We start from the raw sequence: 15,772 nt of genomic DNA, 5'->3' as shown, positions 1-15,772 counted from the left end.
GTTCGCTGAAAAAATTAAAATTAAAGAAAAAAGAAGGTAAATTGAAAGAACTTTTGACTTTCAACTAAAACAATTCTTTATGGCGTTACCACAATCAGCTAACGAATCAATTCAGGTAGAATCGACTGAGAAGTCGAATTACACCATTCCACTCATATTAGTTACCAGTTTATTCTTTTTGTGGGGATTAGCTAATAGCCTTAACGGAACATTAGTCAAGCAATTTCAAACTGCCTTAGACTTACAACGCTGGCAGGCAAACATCGTAGAAACAGCCTTTTATGCAGGATATTTTGTCATGGCATTACCTGCTGGTGTCGTGATGCGTAAGTATGGATATAAGATGGGTATATTATTCGGATTGATCCTATATGCAGCAGGTGCCTTTTTGTTTTACCCGGCAGCTGATGTTCGTTCCTATTCCTTTTTTCTAGTGGCTTTATTTATGATTGCAAGTGGAATTGCATTTTTAGAAACGGCTGCTAATCTTTACGTAACGGTTTTAGGAGATCCCGCAAAAGGTGATTATCGTTTAAATTTTGCTCAATCATTTAATGGAATAAGTATCATATTAGGACCTGTCATAGGCGGGTTATTTATCTTTTCAGAGAAAGAGTATAGCGCAGAAGTATTAGCGACAATGCCCATAGCTGAATCCGAGGCCATTCGTGCTGCACATGCTGCTTCCGTACAAACTCCTTATTTATTGGTGGGGTGTGTTGTCAGTTTTGTTGCCATTTTATTTGCATTTACCAAAATGCCTGAATTAAAATCAGCAGAACAAAAAGAATCAAAAGTGACGATCAGTGACTTATTAAAACATAAGCATCTAGTATTAGGCATCATTGCTCAGTTTTTAAATGTAGGCGCTCAGGTAACACTTTGGGGCAATTTCGTTGACCTAAAAATTGATTATGCCCCAGAAACCAATTTATGGATTGTTGAGAAAATTTATCAGACTACCTCAGAGATGTCGGCAACGCAAATGGCTAGTTTTCATGCTTCTTTTGCATTCATCTTGTTCTTATTGGGTCGTTTTTTAGGCACCTTCCTGATGGGAAAATTTAAATCAAACCAAATTCTAGGTATTTATGCGATCGGTGCAGTGGCATCACTCATAATTGCCATGATGGGTGGCGGTATCATGGCGGTAGTAGCATTAATGATGGTTTATTTTTGTCAATCTATTATGTTTCCAACCATCTTTGCCTTGTCTTGTAAAAATCTAGGAGAGGGTTCGAAATTAGCTTCTTCATTAATTATTATGTCGATCGTGGGCGGATCCATTTTACCTCCAGTAGCTGCATCTTTATTTAAGATCAATACGAATATGGCATTGGCAATACCTATGTTATGTTTTAGTTATATCGTCTATTTTGCTTACCGTGGATCCAGAATTTCTACACATGAATAGATATATTTTAATCTTAGATTTGGTAGATGAAGAATCTTCCATCAAGCAATATGAAGCGTATCATGAATTGATTCCAAAAGAAATCGATCAAAGTATACGTCAATCAGGAATTACATCGATGGAAATATACCGCTATGCGAATCGATTGGTCATGGAAATGATTACTGATGATTCGTTTAGCTTTGAAGCAAAAGCTAAAGCAGATCAAGAAAATGAAGCAGTGCAAGCTTGGGAGAATTTAATGAATCAATTCCAACAACGAATTCCCGGATCGAAACCCACGGAAAAATGGGTGTTAACCAAACGCATTTTTAGTTTAAATTAATTTTATGTCTCGTACTTTTTTACAAATAAATCCATCTGACAATTTACTCGTTGCCCTACAAGACCTTAAAGCAGGTACTGTTATTGAGCATGAAGGAAACAAAATAACTTTACAAGATGACATTGCAGCCAAACACAAGTTTACGACAGAAGCAATAAGTACACATGGGAATGCCTATATGTATGGTGTTTTAGTTGGTCATGCAAGCCAAGATATCCCCAAAGGTGGATTAATTCATACGTTTAATCTTCATCATGCCTCACAAGATTTTGAAGGAAAGTTAAAAGACTATACTTGGTCTAGTCCGGATGTTAGTAAATTCAAAAACAGAACATTTAATGGATACCACCGCGCGGATGGACAAGTAGGGACACAGAATTATTGGTTGGTCATTCCTTTAGTTTTCTGTGAAAACAGAAACATTGAATTACTAAAGAATGCATTCATTCAAGGATTAGGCTTTCAGAAAAATGATTCCGTGACTGAGCAGGTCATTCATTTACGTAAGCAATTTGAAGCAGGGAAGGCCTTAGCCTTAGGCTCTAGCTCAAATGAAGCTATTATTGCCAAAAGCACACTATTTCCCAATGTGGATGGTATTAAATTCTTAACACATGAAAGTGGGTGTGGCGAAAACAAAGATGATTCCGAAAACCTATGTGCCTTATTAGCTGGATATTGTGTTAATCCCAATGTAGGCGGGATTACTATATTAAGTTTAGGTTGCCAGCACTCACAAATTGCCGTTTTCAAACAAAAATTAGCCGAAAAAGACCCGAAATTCAATAAGCCATTGCACATCTTTGAACAACAGCAAGATGAAGGTAGTGGAGTTGAAAATTTACTAAATGAGGTTGTATTAAAAACGTTTGAAGGCTTAATTGAAATCAATCAAATGGACCGCAAACCTGCGCCATTATCTGCTTTACGCTTAGGGGTTAAATGTGGCGGATCCGATGGTTTTTCAGGAATATCGGCTAATCCGGCGATTGGACATACGGCCGACTTGCTTGTGGGACTAGGCGGAACAGTCATGATTGCCGAATTTCCAGAGTTATGCGGCGTAGAACAGGAACTACAAAATCGTTCTGTAACGGCAGAGGTAGCAGATAATTTTGGTAAAATGATGCGAGAATATGCCAAACGTGCCGCAGCAGTAGGAGCAGGCTTCGACATGAATCCTTCTCCAGGAAACATTAAAGATGGATTAATCACGGATGCGATTAAATCGGCAGGTGCAGCTAAAAAGGCAGGTTCTTCACCAATCGTTGACGCACTTGGATATGGCCAATACGCAACACAAAAAGGTCTAAACTTAGTTTGCACACCCGGAAATGATGTGTTGGCCACCACCGGAATGGCAGGAGCAGGTGCAACAGTTCAATTGTTTACAACAGGTTTAGGAACACCCACAGGCAATCCAATTAGCCCGATGGTTAAGTTGTCAACGAACACACGGTTAGCAAATAAATTACCTGAAATCATTGATATCGATTGTGGACCAATCATCAGCGGTGAAAAAACGGTTGAAGAAATGGGTGAAGAGGTCTTGGAATATGTGATTAAACTGGCTTCCGGTGAGATTACGACGAAAGCGATGGATTTGGGACAGGATGATTTTATGTTCTGGAGAAGAGGAGTATCGCTTTAGAGGTAAGAGGTGAGAGGTAAGAGGTAAGAGGTAAGAGGTAAGAGGTAAGAAAAAATAATTGCTAGTGACTAGTGACTAGCGACTTAAAATATAAACTATGCTATTTTCATTAAAAGGTAAAAAAGTAGTTGTCACCGGCGGATGCTCGGGTATTGGTAAATCCATTGCCTTAACATTCTTCCAACAAGGTGCGGAGGTAAATGTAATAGATTTACACAAACCAGCTGAACCATTGCCTGATAAAATCAACTTCCATCAAGCAGATATTACAGACCTTGAAATGGTGGAGCAAATAGCGATGCGTTTGACCTCAATCGATATCTTGGTCAATAATGCGGGTATTCCTCAAATTGGAAATTTGGAGAAAACGAGCCCTGCCGACTTCCAGCGTATTTTTGATGTTAATGTAAAGGGCGCTTATCATTGCATGTATGCCTTTATCCCCAACATGGTGAAACAAAAGTCGGGGGTTATTTTGAATATGGCATCTGTAGCGGCATCCGTAGGGATTCCTGATCGTTTTGGATACTCCATGACCAAAGGGGCGATTAAATCTATGACGCAATCCGTTGCGAAAGATTATATCAATCAAGGCATTCGTTGCAATTGCATATCACCTGGACGCGTCCATACGCCATTTGTAGATGGATTTATTGCTAAAAACTATCCCGACAATCAAGCAGAAATGTTTGAAAAATTATCAAAAACACAGCCATTAGGTCGCATGGCTAAACCTGATGAAATTGCCAATTTAGCCTTATATTTATGCTCTGATGAAGCCGCATTCATCACAGGATGTGATTATCCAATCGACGGTGGATTCATTTATCTAAACAATTAAAACCTATGAAAACGAATATTTTAAGCATCATTTGTTTAATCAGCATGAGCCTAAGCTCATACACAACACTTGAAAATCCTACACGTATCGTGTTTTTTGGTGATTCAATCACACAAGCTGGAGTTAACAAAACAGGTTACATTACCAAAATGGCTGAAATGCTCGGCGCACAAGGCCTAGCCAGTAAATACGAACTTATCGGAGCGGGTATTGGCGGCAATAAAATCTATGATTTATACCTTCGTCACGAAGAAGATGTCATTGCTAAAAAACCTAATATTGTCATCATCTATGTAGGAATTAATGACGTATGGCATAAGACATCCTCACGGACAGGTACAGATGCCGACAAGTTTGAAAGGTTCTATAACGCTTTAATTAAGCGACTACAAAATGCTAATATTCAGGTAGTTATATGTACTCCAACGGTCATTGGCGAGAAGTTCGATGCAACAAATGAGAATGACGGTGACCTAAATGCGTATTCAAATATCATTCGGAAAATTGCCACAGATAATCAATGTAAATTGATTGATTTACGTAAGGCATTCTTAAGCTACGAGGAGAAAAACAACATTGAAAATAAGGCTTCAGGCATATTAACAACAGATCGCGTACACCTAAATGAAGCAGGTAACCAGTTTTTAGCTGAGACCATGTGGGAAACAATCAAAAAATTATAGTCGATGCAATTAGTAAGAATAGGAGAATTTGAACAAGAAAAACCAGCGGTTCTTATCGATGGTCGCTATTTAGACGTTTCAGCACATGTTCAAGATTACAATGAGGCATTTTTTGCAGCAGATGGTTTAACCAAACTAGCCAATATAGTCGCTTCAACAGATTTACCTAAAATCAAATCACCAGAGCGAATTGGTTCATGTGTCGCCCGTCCATCCAAAATCATTTGCGTGGGATTGAACTATGCAGATCATGCGCGTGAAACAGGTGCAGAAATTCCAACGGAGCCGATACTTTTCTTTAAGTCAACAACTGCACTAAGTGGTCCATTTGATCCTGTAGTTATTCCGAAGGGTTCAACCAAAACAGATTGGGAAGTGGAATTAGCCATCGTTATTGGCAAAAAAGCCCAATATGTTTCAGAAAAAGAGGCTTATGATTATGTAGCTGGTTATTGTTTACATAATGATTATTCAGAGCGCGAATACCAATTAGAACGCGGTGGCAACTGGTCCAAAGGAAAGGGATGTGACACATTTGCCCCTTTAGGACCTGTCTTAGTGACAAAAGATGAAATAAAAGATGTGCATAATTTATCCATGTGGCTCGATGTAAATGGGAAGCGTTTTCAAACATCAAACACAGATCAATTAATCTTCAACGTACCTCAGGTAGTTTCTTATATTTCTCAATTCATGACACTTTTACCAGGTGATGTGATTTCTACGGGGACACCACATGGGGTAGGATTAGGTTTCAAACCACCCATTTATTTACAACCTGGTGACGTAGTAACACTAGGAATGGATGGACTAGGAGAACAAAAACAGACAGCCGTAGCTTATTCATTATGATTGATTCCCATCAGCATTTCTGGAACTATGATGAAGAACGAGACGCCTGGATAACACCAGAAATGTCCGTAATTCGTGCTGATTTCTATCCTGATGAAGAAACATTTCGATCAAAAGGAATACAAAGTTGTGTCGCAGTCCAAGCTGCATCGTCTGAAGAAGAAACGTTATTTCTCCTGGCTTTAGCAGAACAATCCGATTTTATTCGCGGAGTAGTAGGCTGGGTGGATTTGCAACAACCCAATATTGAAGACCGACTTGCCTATTTCTCACAATTTGAAACAATAAAAGGTTTTCGCCATATCATTCAAGGTGAAAAAGATTCTGATTTTCTAAAGAGACCCGCATTTTTAAAAGGTATTCGAGCGCTAGATGCCTTCGATTATACCTATGATTTACTGATTTTACCACATCAGTTGCATTCAGGCATTAATTTTTGTCAAAGTCTTGAACAGAAAATTGTTTTAGACCATTTGGCAAAACCACCGATTAAATCGGGAGATTTAAACGCTTGGAAAAAAGAATTACAAGCATTTAAATCATTAGATCATGTGTCTGCCAAAATATCTGGTTTGGTGACCGAAGCCAATTGGCAACATTGGACCAAGGATCAAATGAAAGAAGTGATAGATACGGCATTAGCTGTATTTGGACCAGATCGATTGATGTTTGGTACTGATTACCCTGTAGTTAAAGTCGCCGCTGAATTAGATACGTGGATAGACGTTTACACGTCACAAATTCAATCACTAAGCAAGTCGGAGCAGGAAAAAATAAATCAATCAAATTGCATCAACTTTTACGCATTAGACTAATATGAATCTAGGACTCAAAGAAAAAGTAATCATTGTAACCGGTGGCGCAAAGGGGATTGGCGCGGGAATCAGCCAAGCCTTAGGCTTAGAATCTGCCATGGTTGTTATTGTAGGCCGAAGCGAAGCTGACAACCAAGCATGCATCAACATCATCCAAGCCACAGGAGGACAAGCTTTTTCATTTGTAGCTGAACTAACTCGACCGGAGGAATGTACGCGCGTGGTAAAAGAGATAGTAAACATGTTTGGACGCATTGATGGATTGGTAAATAATGCAGGCGTAAATGATGGGGTAGGACTCAAAAATGGCACATATGAGCGCTTTATGCAGTCATTGCATGCCAATCTAGTTCATTATTATCTGCTGGCGCAAGCTTGTTTACCCTACCTGAAACAATCCAAAGGTGCTATCGTAAATATCGGTTCCAAAACTGCAGAAACAGGACAAGGAGGAACATCCGCTTACGCTGCTGCAAATGGTGGAAGAAACGCTTTGACACGCGAATGGGCTGTAGAATTATTGCCATTTAATATTCGAGTTAATTCGGTGATCGTTGCTGAATGCTATACGCCACTATATGAAAAGTGGATTCAAACCTTGCCAAACCCGAAAGAAAAATTAGCAGAAATTGAATCAAAGATTCCTTTAGGCCAACGAATGACTACCGCTGATGAATTGGGAGCTATGGTTGCTTTCTTATTATCACCTAAATCAAGTCACACCACAGGTCAATTAATCCATGTGGACGGAGGATATGTTCACTTAGATCGGGCACTATGATTCAAGAACGTAATTTAGTCAGCCCAGGATTACTCGTAGATCCCAAAATCGTGCAGGCCAATATAGCTTGGATTTTGAATCAAGTGGATAATAATCCACATCGACTAAGACCGCATATAAAAACACATAAAACGCGGGAAGTAAACCAAATGCTTTTGGCAGCGGGGATTTACAAATTCAAAGCAGCAACCATCGCTGAAGCTGAATTATTAGCCCTAGATGAAGCACCAGATGTGTTGTTATCCATGCAACCCACAGGTACAACGCTCACCCGATTCATTGAACTTCAAAAAAAGTACCCCAAAACCTCATTTTCATGCCTTTTAGACGACCGAGTACCTGCAACGCAGTTGGCAGAAATCTCGGAAAACCAAAAAGTCTTCGTCGACTTAAACATGGGTATGAATCGAACAGGCATTCGTCCCGAAGCGGCATTACTACTCATTCGACATATTCAAAGTTTGTCTTCGCTGCAGTTAGTGGGACTTCACGCGTATGATGGTCACATTCGTGATGTAAATATCGAAGACCGCAAAAAACATGTGGAGAAGGATTTTGAGCACTTTTATGACTTAGTAAACCATTTGGATTCCAATTTAGAATTGGTCGTAGGAGGAACTCCTAGTTTTTTAGTGCATCATCAGAATCCAAAATTTGTTTGTAGTCCAGGTACATTTGTATTCTTTGATACGGGGTATGCAAAATTGTATCCCCAAGAAAGCGTTCAATTAGCCGTACAAATAATTGGCAGAATTATATCTAAGCCAACCAACCACACCATTTGCATCGATGTAGGACATAAATCAGTTGCCCCTGAAAATTCGATTGAAAATCGGCTTACCTTCATCAACCATCCTGAATGGAAATTACTTAGTCAAAGTGAAGAACACGGCATTGTGGAAGTGGGAGATAACTCAAGCTATGCCATCGGAGAAGTAATTCGCATGTATCCATACCATATTTGCCCCACAGTAGCTTTGCACCAATCATTGCAAGTAACCGACGGATCCACTTGGAAGGTATTAGCACGTGACCGTAAAATAACTATTTAAGATGTTTATAGTTGACGCACATCTAGATTTAAGCATGAATGCTTTAGAATGGAATCGAGATTTACGATCCTCCATTCAAGAAATCAATGACCGCGAAAGACATTTAAGTGATAAACCAGACAGAGGATTAGCCACTGTATCATTAGAAGAATTACGCAAAGGCAACATCGGATTAATTGTGGCCACACAAATTGCAAGGTTTGTCGACCGCAACTCTTCACTACCTGGATGGCATTCACCCGAACAAGCTTGGGCACAAACACAAGGCCAATTAGCATATTACAAAGCATTAGAGCGCAGTAATGATCTGCGTCCGATCCGGAATCTTCCTGAATTATATACGCAATTAGCGACGTGGCCAACCGATCAACATACCATTGGATATATCCTAAGTTTAGAAGGGGCGGATTCAATCGTGTCTTTAGAATATTTGGAAATCGCTCATGAAGCAGGGTTACGAGCCTTAGGGCCAGCACATTACGGACCCGGTAGATATGCACAAGGAACAAATGCAACCGGAGGTATGGGTCCAAAAGGGCGTGAATTACTGCAAAAAATGCAGGAATTGAACATTATTCTAGATGCCACGCACTTATGTGATGATAGTTTTGACGAAGCGATGGAACACTTTGACGGCCATGTGTGGGCGAGTCATCATAATTGTCGGGCCCTGGTAGATCATAACCGTCAATTCTCAGATGCTCAATTCAAGGAATTGATTCGTCGGGGAGCGGTCATTGGAATGCCATTGGACGCTTGGATGATGGTACCCAATTGGGAACGCGGAAAATCAACCCCAAAATCTATGGGAGTGACATTAAACACCATGATTGACCATTTAAGCCATATTTGTGATTTGGCAGGAAACACAAATCATGTGGGAATGGGTACTGATTTAGATGGAGGATTTGGCAAGGAACAATGTCCGCATGATTTAGAGACGATTGCCGACTTGCAAAAAATTCCCGATTTATTGTCTAAGCGAGGTTTTTCGGAAGATGATATCAAAAAAATCTGCCACCAAAACTGGTTGAATTTTTTAGAAAAAGCGTGGGCTTAATGTTTCGGTGCAGGACTGATGGAAGTCCAACCGCCATCCACGATTAAGGTTTGGCCGGTAATATGTTTGGCTTGATCTGATAAGAAAAATAGGGTGGCAGCAGCAATGTCAGAAACCTCAGCCGCCTTTCCTAAAGGGGTAATTTCCGTCCAATCTGATTGATATTCAGCATTCTTCAAGGTACGTTCGGTAATCGTTGCTCCCGGTGAAACCGAATTAATCCGAATTTGGAAAGGCGATAAATCGATCACTAAATTCTTCACCAACTGATTTAAAGCGGCTTTCGTCATGCCATAGGCAGCTAAATCTGGGTGAGCTTGATGACCCGTAACAGATGACATCACCACAATAGAACCCGCAATCTGCTTTTTACGAAAATGTTGCGCAAGAGATTGAATGAGAAAAAAAGTACCCACCAGATTCACTTGTAAGATTTGTTCCATGGAAGCACGCTGGTATGACCAAAAATCACCAAACGTGGTAATTCCAGCATTACATACGACACCAGCTAATTCATGTGTAGATTGATCTAACACGTGATTTAATTCGATTAGAAACTCTTCTGAACTTGCATCCGCATGAATACACACATGATTATGTAATCCTAAATCATTCAAATGCTGGGTTGTAGCAGCCATGACGTTTGAATCTATTTCATTCCAAACAACATAATGACCATTCGATAAGAGTTGTTTTACTAACTCAAATCCGATTCCTTGCCCAGCACCTGTGATGACGTATAATTTCATTAATGTGAATCTCGCGTGACAACTGACCCTGAACCACCCTTTAAAAAGTCAAAATCCGCACCTTTATCAGGTTGTTCAATATGATCAATGAATAAACTTACATAACCACGCGGATGGGTAGGAGGCACTAACGGTTGAGCTAACTTTCGTGCAGCTAATTCTTCCGCAGAAACTTCCCAATTGATCGACCGATTTTCCACATCTAAAGAAATGTAATCACCATTTTGAACCCAATTCAAAGGTCCTCCAGCCGCAGATTCAGGGGAAACATGTAGGACAACTGTCCCAAAACCCGTACCACTCATACGCCCGTCAGAAATACGCACCATATCTTTGACACCTTTTTCCAAAAGCTTTTTCGGAATACCCATATTGCCCACTTCTGCCATCCCAGGGTAACCTTTCAACCCTACATTTTTTAAAACCATCACCGAAGATTCATCGATATCCAAGTCTGGTAAATCAATTCGTGCGTGATAATCCTCAATATTTTCAAAAACAACCGCTTTTCCACGATGCTTGAACAATTCAGGAGAAGCAGCAGAAGGTTTCAACACAGCACCTTGAGGCGCTAAATTTCCACGTACAACGGCAATTCCAGAATCTGGTTTGAATGGTTCTGCAAATGACGAAATAATCGTAGGGTCATAAATAGGCGTATCCGTAATATTTTCACCAATGGTCTTGCCATTAACCGTAATGCTTGAGGTATGCAAATGTTCCTTCATTTGATTCATTAACGCCGGCAAACCACCCGCGTAATACAAATCTTCCATGAAATGCTCCCCAGAAGGCTGAATATTAGCCAATAAAGGAATGTTTAAAGAGAACTTATCAAAATCATCTAAGTGTAAATCAACACCAATACGCCCAGCAATCGCTAATAAGTGAATGACGAAATTAGTCGAACCACCTGTGGCTGCATTTACGCGAATCGCATTTTCAAAAGCTTGACGCGTTAATACCTTGGACATCTTTAAATCCTCGTTGACCATCTCGACAATTCGCCGACCAGAATGCTGCGCCAATACCTTACGACGTACGTCAGCTGCAGGAATTGCCGCATTCTGAGGTAAACTCAAACCCAAAGCTTCCACCATTGTAGCCATCGTAGAAGCCGTACCCATCACCGCACAATGTCCGGGAGTACGTGCCATACAAGCTTCCGCTTCAATAAATTCCTTTTGAGATAATTCACCTAGTTTATAGGCTTCAGCAAAACGCCACACATCCGATGTTCCGATTTCCTTGCCTTTAAATTTACCTTTCATCATTGGTCCACCTGAGATCACCAATGTAGGTAAATCGACACTAGATGCACCCATCACAAGGGAAGGAGTCGTTTTATCACAACCACACATCAGCACAACACCATCCACTGGGTTTGCGCGAATAGACTCTTCTACGTCCATACTTGCCAAATTGCGATACAACATGGCAGTGGGCTTAATCAACGTTTCACCCAATGACATAACCGGAAATTCCACTGGAAATCCGCCTGCCTCAATAACTCCTTTCTTAACAAACTCAGCTAATTCTCTAAAATGTGCATTACATGGAGTCAATTCAGACCACGTATTACAAATACCAATTACCGGCTTCCCTTGAAAATAATCATCAGGTATTCCTTGGTTTTTCATCCAAGCACGGTAGATAAAGCCATCTTTTCCAGTTTTTCCAAACCATTGTTGGGAACGCAATTTCGAATTACTCATAAGTTATGTTTTCTAGGTCTAAGGTCTTTTTCAAAATAAAACTTTGGTCTTTGCCAAAGGAATAAAAGCATGCCCGATATCCATTACCAAAATCCGCATAAGGATCATTTGCATACTTTACTAATCGTACTAAACTATTCTTTTCAAAATACAGCGAATCTCCACCTACATACCCAAAGGCTTGTCGGCCCTTTAAAGTTGGGAAAGAAATCTCACGTACATGTCCTGAACCATATTCAAAAGCCAAAATTTGAGTTCTTTTACTTGCATTTTGACCATAAATCCAAAATTCAGGCAACTGATTTCCATTTAAATCCGAAGCTAAAATTTGCTTCGCTGGCCATGCCAACTTTTTCGAAAATATCAGTTGGCTACTCTTATAAACTTGAAAAACATTCGAATCTACCTTGGCTTCAAAATCTTCAATAAACGCATTAATGACAGTGGGCTCCGCAGCGAATGTTGCGCTGGAATCTGGTAGAGATTGCTGCCTTAATGAATCAGCAAAGCCACTGGCCATTAAATTATCTTCGAGACTTACCTCGGCGCTTGACTGCTGATCATGCGCAGCGATATACCAAAAGAGAAACCCTAATGCTGCTAAAAGACCAAGAAAAAGTAGGCTTTTAAGCATGCGCATGTACAACTTGTTGAATAATTGAAATGGCTTTTTCTAACTGCACACGCGGACAAGCAAAGTTTAAACGAATAAAATCTCCTCCTTTAAATTGTTCTCCCCGCAACACATGCAATCCAGCATCGAATAAACGCTTCTGAAAATCACCATGTAGTTTTGCATCGTAGCCGATCCAAGCTAAATAAGTTGCTTCTAAGGGCAACATAGTCAAACCAGGAAGACTATTGACTGATGCTAAAAGTAAGTCATGATTAGTCCGCAAATAGGGCAGCAGTGATTCCATCCAATCTGATGACATCGTTAATGAGGTCTCCATCACCTCAATACTATGCCGTGTAAGCATAGGAAAAAAGCCAAAGGTCTTTTTAGTAAACGCATCGCGAATATTTTTATCAGGGATAATTGCAACAGCACCACCTAAACCAGCTGTGTTATATGCCTTAGAAGTCGCAAAGAAATTAATATCACTGGCGATACATAGATGTTTAGTTTGTGAACTAATCTGCAAATCAGCATGAATTTCATCAGAGACAATCAGGCAATCATATTGGGCACATAAGGTACGAATCCGCTCAATTTCATGCGCATTAAATACCGTACCCCCTGGATTATGTGGGTTACAAAACAGAAATACTTTGGGCCCTTTTTTTAGTGCTATTTCAAACGCTTCGAAATCATAGGTCCAGCGATTCCCCTCTTGAACCATAGGAAACGTGATTAAAGGTCGATCGACCCAGCCAGCCACTAAATGAAATGGATGATATACCGGAACGGCAGTTAATATTCCATCCTCAGGAGTCGTAAACGCCGCACAAGCAGCAGCAATGCCAGGAACGATACCCGGTATCCAAACTTGCCAGTCTAATGAGGTATCCCAACCGTAATCCTGTCTGATTTTAGCTTGCATCGCCACTTTAAGGGATTCTGGGACAATCGCATAACCCAAAACGGCATGATCAGTGATTCGATTTAACGTAGCTAAAATTTCATCCGCGACGGGAAAATCCATATCAGCTACTGGCATAGGTAACATCCCCGAAGCAGGGTAGGTTACATTATCCCATTTAAAACTACTTGTATGGGTACGATCAATGACCTGATCAAAGTTGTATTTTTTCATTCCTTAAAAATAGGTCTAAATGCCGAAACACCAATAAATTGTCTGTGCGTTTTCAAGTATTCACCTAAGGTCTGTTGACTGACCATCACACGTTTATATTCCTGTGATGCATGCAGCAGATATACTTTTCCGTCTTTTCGATAGATCATACCGGTATGCAAAAAATCAATCGCAGGATTTTTAGAAACTAATCCCACCAAATCTCCAGATTTTAATAAAGGCAATAAACGATCAATTAAGGCATTAGGCGTATAATAAAAATCGTTATGAGCCAATTGAGTTTCTCTTGAACGAAGCAAAGTAAGATTGATTTGTCCTGGCTGCTTAGAAGCTAAGTAATTACTTAAAAATGAAAATGATTTAGGTAATTTCTGAAGCATATCACGTGTACCTAGCAAAGGATAACCCAGTTGCCGCATGGCATCCGAAAAGTAATGGTATCGTTTTTCGTATTGAACAGAATCACCTGCGTAGCGAAAATGCACCAAAGATTTTCGATATACAGACTCATCGCCAGCAGCATGTGCTAAGGCCAACGAATTTTCAATAAATGTCACACAATCAAAGGATGTTAAATCAGCAACGAGTTCTTCAGGATTGGAACCAGACAAGGCATTAGCTCGATAAGGCTTACCTAGAAACTGTAAACCTATTCGAGTCAAATCATGATTACTTCGGGTTTCTTGAATAGCCAAACGTAAAGCAGGAGTGACTTGACCCAAAGCTGAATAAAAACTACAAAGAAAAAAGAGGACTATTTTTCGCGAATCCATAATACACTGATTGCGCCCGCGATAAAAAATACACCTGCCATAACAATCGCATAGATCGCATTTCCATTATAAAAATACTTCACAATAGAACCTCCAATGATGCCATTGACAATCTGTGGAACCGTGATAAAGAAATTGAAAATCCCCATGTATACACCCATTTTTGACATGGGAATCGAACCGGCCAACAAAGCATAGGGCATCGCTAAGATACTTGCCCACGCCATACCCACACCCACCATACTTAAAATCAGCATTTGAGGATCTTGAATAAAATAGATTGAGATCAAACCAATGCCACCAGCAGTTAACGAAAAAGCATGGGTAGCTTTATTCCCTAAGAAAGCGGCAATACGAGGCAAAAAGGCAGCATAAATAGCCGACACCCCACTGTAAACCCCGAAAATAATACCTACCCAGTTGGCCGCATCCTGATATCCAGCAGACTGATGATCATTTAATTCCAATCCATACACATGATGTGCAATGGCAGGAGTTGAAAAAACCCACATCGAAAACAAACCAAACCAAGAGAAAAACTGAACTACACCCAACTGACGCATGGTCGTGGGCATTTCCTTTATATACCGAAATACAGAAACGAGGGTATCCTCTTTTCCTTCCGACTCAAAACCCATAGCCTCACGCTCCTCAGGAGAATATTCCTTCGTACCTACAATCGTCCAAATAATGGCAGCTATGAAGACAAAAGCACCTACGTAAAATGAGAAACGCACATTATCTGGAATTTGACCTGGCTCTGCCAATTTCGCAACGCCCATCCATTCGCCTAAAATATAAGGTAACCATGAACCTACAACGGCACCAATTCCAATTAAAAATGTCTGAATCGAGAAACCAAGTGTATTTTGTTCCTCTGGTAAATTATCCGCTACTAAAGCCCGGAAAGGTTCCATAGCCACATTAAATGAAGCATCCATCATCATCAAAATACCTGCTCCCACAATCATAGGAGGCAGATATCCCGCTAAAGCACCTGCATGCGGAAAAAATAAAAGCGCAGAGGCCGCCAGAATGGCACCCGTAAGAAAGAAAGGTTTACGACGTCCCAAGCCATTCCAGGTACGATCCGAGTAAAAACCAATGATTGGTTGAATCAACATACCCGTTAGCGGAGCGGCCAACCAAAACCATGATAATTGTTCGACATCCGCGCCAAAACTTTGTAAGATCCGAGAGGCATTTCCGTTTTGTAAAGCAAAGCCAAATTGAATGCCTAAAAAGCCAACACTCATATTAAAAATCTGACCTAAGGATAAGCGTGGTTTTGTTAATTTTTTCAT

Annotated in this window: 16 protein-coding genes; 10 read left to right on the top strand and 6 right to left on the bottom strand. The window is 40.3% G+C overall.

What is annotated here, in order from left to right:
* Window positions 1–79: 79 nt before the first annotated feature.
* The 10 genes from fucP to U0R10_RS03705 all read left to right on the top strand — a co-directional run bounded on the left by fucP (window position 80) and on the right by U0R10_RS03705 (window position 9,474).
* Window positions 80–1,414, top strand: coding sequence for an L-fucose:H+ symporter permease (fucP, locus tag U0R10_RS03750; protein WP_377982604.1), 1,335 nt, complete (start codon window positions 80–82; stop codon window positions 1,412–1,414).
* Window positions 1,407–1,739 (top strand): L-rhamnose mutarotase, encoded by a 333-nt coding sequence (locus U0R10_RS03745; protein ID WP_377982602.1) that lies wholly within the window; start codon window positions 1,407–1,409, stop codon window positions 1,737–1,739. The genes fucP and U0R10_RS03745 overlap by 8 nt, the downstream gene beginning before the upstream one ends.
* 4 nt (window positions 1,740–1,743) lie before the next feature.
* Window positions 1,744–3,390, top strand: a complete 1,647-nt coding sequence (locus U0R10_RS03740; RefSeq protein ID WP_377982600.1) for a UxaA family hydrolase — start codon at window positions 1,744–1,746, stop codon at window positions 3,388–3,390.
* 97 nt (window positions 3,391–3,487) lie between these two features.
* Window positions 3,488–4,231 carry an SDR family NAD(P)-dependent oxidoreductase gene (locus U0R10_RS03735; protein WP_377982598.1) on the top strand — a complete coding sequence of 248 codons (744 nt, stop codon included), beginning with the start codon at window positions 3,488–3,490 and terminating at the stop codon, window positions 4,229–4,231.
* Between the two features lie 44 nt (window positions 4,232–4,275).
* Entirely contained in the window at window positions 4,276–4,914 is a 639-nt protein-coding gene (locus U0R10_RS03730; protein WP_377983009.1) for an SGNH/GDSL hydrolase family protein, read from the top strand.
* Window positions 4,915–4,917: 3 nt separating this feature from the next.
* Entirely contained in the window at window positions 4,918–5,766 is an 849-nt protein-coding gene (locus U0R10_RS03725; RefSeq protein ID WP_377982596.1) for a fumarylacetoacetate hydrolase family protein, read from the top strand.
* The gene (locus U0R10_RS03720; RefSeq protein ID WP_377982594.1) at window positions 5,763–6,581 is read left to right on the top strand and encodes an amidohydrolase family protein; all 819 of its coding nucleotides are present in this window, start codon (window positions 5,763–5,765) and stop codon (window positions 6,579–6,581) included. Before U0R10_RS03725 ends, U0R10_RS03720 begins: the two co-directional genes overlap by 4 nt.
* Window position 6,582: 1 nt before the next feature.
* Complete coding sequence (locus tag U0R10_RS03715; protein WP_377982592.1) at window positions 6,583–7,362, top strand: L-fucose dehydrogenase; 780 nt, start codon at window positions 6,583–6,585, stop codon at window positions 7,360–7,362.
* Complete coding sequence (locus U0R10_RS03710) at window positions 7,359–8,414, top strand: alanine racemase (protein ID WP_377982590.1); 1,056 nt, start codon at window positions 7,359–7,361, stop codon at window positions 8,412–8,414. Before U0R10_RS03715 ends, U0R10_RS03710 begins: the two co-directional genes overlap by 4 nt.
* Window position 8,415: 1 nt before the next feature.
* Window positions 8,416–9,474: a dipeptidase gene (locus U0R10_RS03705; protein WP_377982588.1), complete on the top strand. Its 1,059-nt coding sequence runs from the start codon at window positions 8,416–8,418 to the stop codon at window positions 9,472–9,474.
* Here the strand turns inward: U0R10_RS03705 and U0R10_RS03700 are convergent.
* The 6 genes from U0R10_RS03700 to U0R10_RS03675 are packed head-to-tail and all read right to left on the bottom strand — an operon-like array spanning window position 9,471 to window position 15,772.
* On the bottom strand, window positions 9,471–10,223 hold the full coding sequence (locus U0R10_RS03700) for an SDR family NAD(P)-dependent oxidoreductase (RefSeq protein WP_377982586.1): 753 nt from the start codon (window positions 10,221–10,223) through the stop codon (window positions 9,471–9,473). The two genes, U0R10_RS03705 and U0R10_RS03700, sit on opposite strands and share 4 nt — an antisense overlap.
* The gene (locus tag U0R10_RS03695) at window positions 10,223–11,938 is read right to left on the bottom strand and encodes an IlvD/Edd family dehydratase (protein WP_377982584.1); all 1,716 of its coding nucleotides are present in this window, start codon (window positions 11,936–11,938) and stop codon (window positions 10,223–10,225) included. Before U0R10_RS03695 ends, U0R10_RS03700 begins: the two co-directional genes overlap by 1 nt.
* Entirely contained in the window at window positions 11,931–12,578 is a 648-nt protein-coding gene (locus U0R10_RS03690) for a hypothetical protein (protein WP_377982583.1), read from the bottom strand. The genes U0R10_RS03695 and U0R10_RS03690 overlap by 8 nt, the downstream gene beginning before the upstream one ends.
* The gene (locus U0R10_RS03685) at window positions 12,565–13,695 is read right to left on the bottom strand and encodes a MalY/PatB family protein (protein WP_377982581.1); all 1,131 of its coding nucleotides are present in this window, start codon (window positions 13,693–13,695) and stop codon (window positions 12,565–12,567) included. Before U0R10_RS03685 ends, U0R10_RS03690 begins: the two co-directional genes overlap by 14 nt.
* Window positions 13,692–14,468: an N-acetylmuramoyl-L-alanine amidase-like domain-containing protein gene (locus U0R10_RS03680; protein ID WP_377982579.1), complete on the bottom strand. Its 777-nt coding sequence runs from the start codon at window positions 14,466–14,468 to the stop codon at window positions 13,692–13,694. The genes U0R10_RS03685 and U0R10_RS03680 overlap by 4 nt, the downstream gene beginning before the upstream one ends.
* Entirely contained in the window at window positions 14,450–15,772 is a 1,323-nt protein-coding gene (locus U0R10_RS03675) for an MFS transporter (protein WP_377982577.1), read from the bottom strand. The genes U0R10_RS03680 and U0R10_RS03675 overlap by 19 nt, the downstream gene beginning before the upstream one ends.

This window comes from Aquirufa avitistagni, from assembly GCF_042715545.1.
GTDB lineage: Bacteria > Bacteroidota > Bacteroidia > Cytophagales > Spirosomataceae > Aquirufa > Aquirufa avitistagni.
Note: the sequence above shows the minus strand (reverse complement) of the source record. Positions and strands in the feature narration are given on the sequence as shown.

What these genes read in the sequence shown, in the direction of transcription:
- fucP (WP_377982604.1), top strand. Translation starts at nt 80, where the DNA reads ATGGCGTTACCACAATCAGCTAACGAATCAATTCAGGTAGAATCGACT.
- U0R10_RS03745 (WP_377982602.1), top strand. Translation starts at nt 1,407, where the DNA reads ATGAATAGATATATTTTAATCTTAGATTTGGTAGATGAAGAATCTTCC.
- U0R10_RS03740 (WP_377982600.1), top strand. Translation starts at nt 1,744, where the DNA reads ATGTCTCGTACTTTTTTACAAATAAATCCATCTGACAATTTACTCGTT.
- U0R10_RS03735 (WP_377982598.1), top strand. Translation starts at nt 3,488, where the DNA reads ATGCTATTTTCATTAAAAGGTAAAAAAGTAGTTGTCACCGGCGGATGC.
- U0R10_RS03730 (WP_377983009.1), top strand. Translation starts at nt 4,276, where the DNA reads ATGAGCCTAAGCTCATACACAACACTTGAAAATCCTACACGTATCGTG.
- U0R10_RS03725 (WP_377982596.1), top strand. Translation starts at nt 4,918, where the DNA reads ATGCAATTAGTAAGAATAGGAGAATTTGAACAAGAAAAACCAGCGGTT.
- U0R10_RS03720 (WP_377982594.1), top strand. Translation starts at nt 5,763, where the DNA reads ATGATTGATTCCCATCAGCATTTCTGGAACTATGATGAAGAACGAGAC.
- U0R10_RS03715 (WP_377982592.1), top strand. Translation starts at nt 6,583, where the DNA reads ATGAATCTAGGACTCAAAGAAAAAGTAATCATTGTAACCGGTGGCGCA.
- U0R10_RS03710 (WP_377982590.1), top strand. Translation starts at nt 7,359, where the DNA reads ATGATTCAAGAACGTAATTTAGTCAGCCCAGGATTACTCGTAGATCCC.
- U0R10_RS03705 (WP_377982588.1), top strand. Translation starts at nt 8,416, where the DNA reads ATGTTTATAGTTGACGCACATCTAGATTTAAGCATGAATGCTTTAGAA.
- U0R10_RS03700 (WP_377982586.1), bottom strand. Translation starts at nt 10,223, where the DNA reads ATGAAATTATACGTCATCACAGGTGCTGGGCAAGGAATCGGATTTGAG.
- U0R10_RS03695 (WP_377982584.1), bottom strand. Translation starts at nt 11,938, where the DNA reads ATGAGTAATTCGAAATTGCGTTCCCAACAATGGTTTGGAAAAACTGGA.
- U0R10_RS03690 (WP_377982583.1), bottom strand. Translation starts at nt 12,578, where the DNA reads ATGCGCATGCTTAAAAGCCTACTTTTTCTTGGTCTTTTAGCAGCATTA.
- U0R10_RS03685 (WP_377982581.1), bottom strand. Translation starts at nt 13,695, where the DNA reads ATGAAAAAATACAACTTTGATCAGGTCATTGATCGTACCCATACAAGT.
- U0R10_RS03680 (WP_377982579.1), bottom strand. Translation starts at nt 14,468, where the DNA reads ATGGATTCGCGAAAAATAGTCCTCTTTTTTCTTTGTAGTTTTTATTCA.
- U0R10_RS03675 (WP_377982577.1), bottom strand. Translation starts at nt 15,772, where the DNA reads ATGAAAAAATTAACAAAACCACGCTTATCCTTAGGTCAGATTTTTAAT.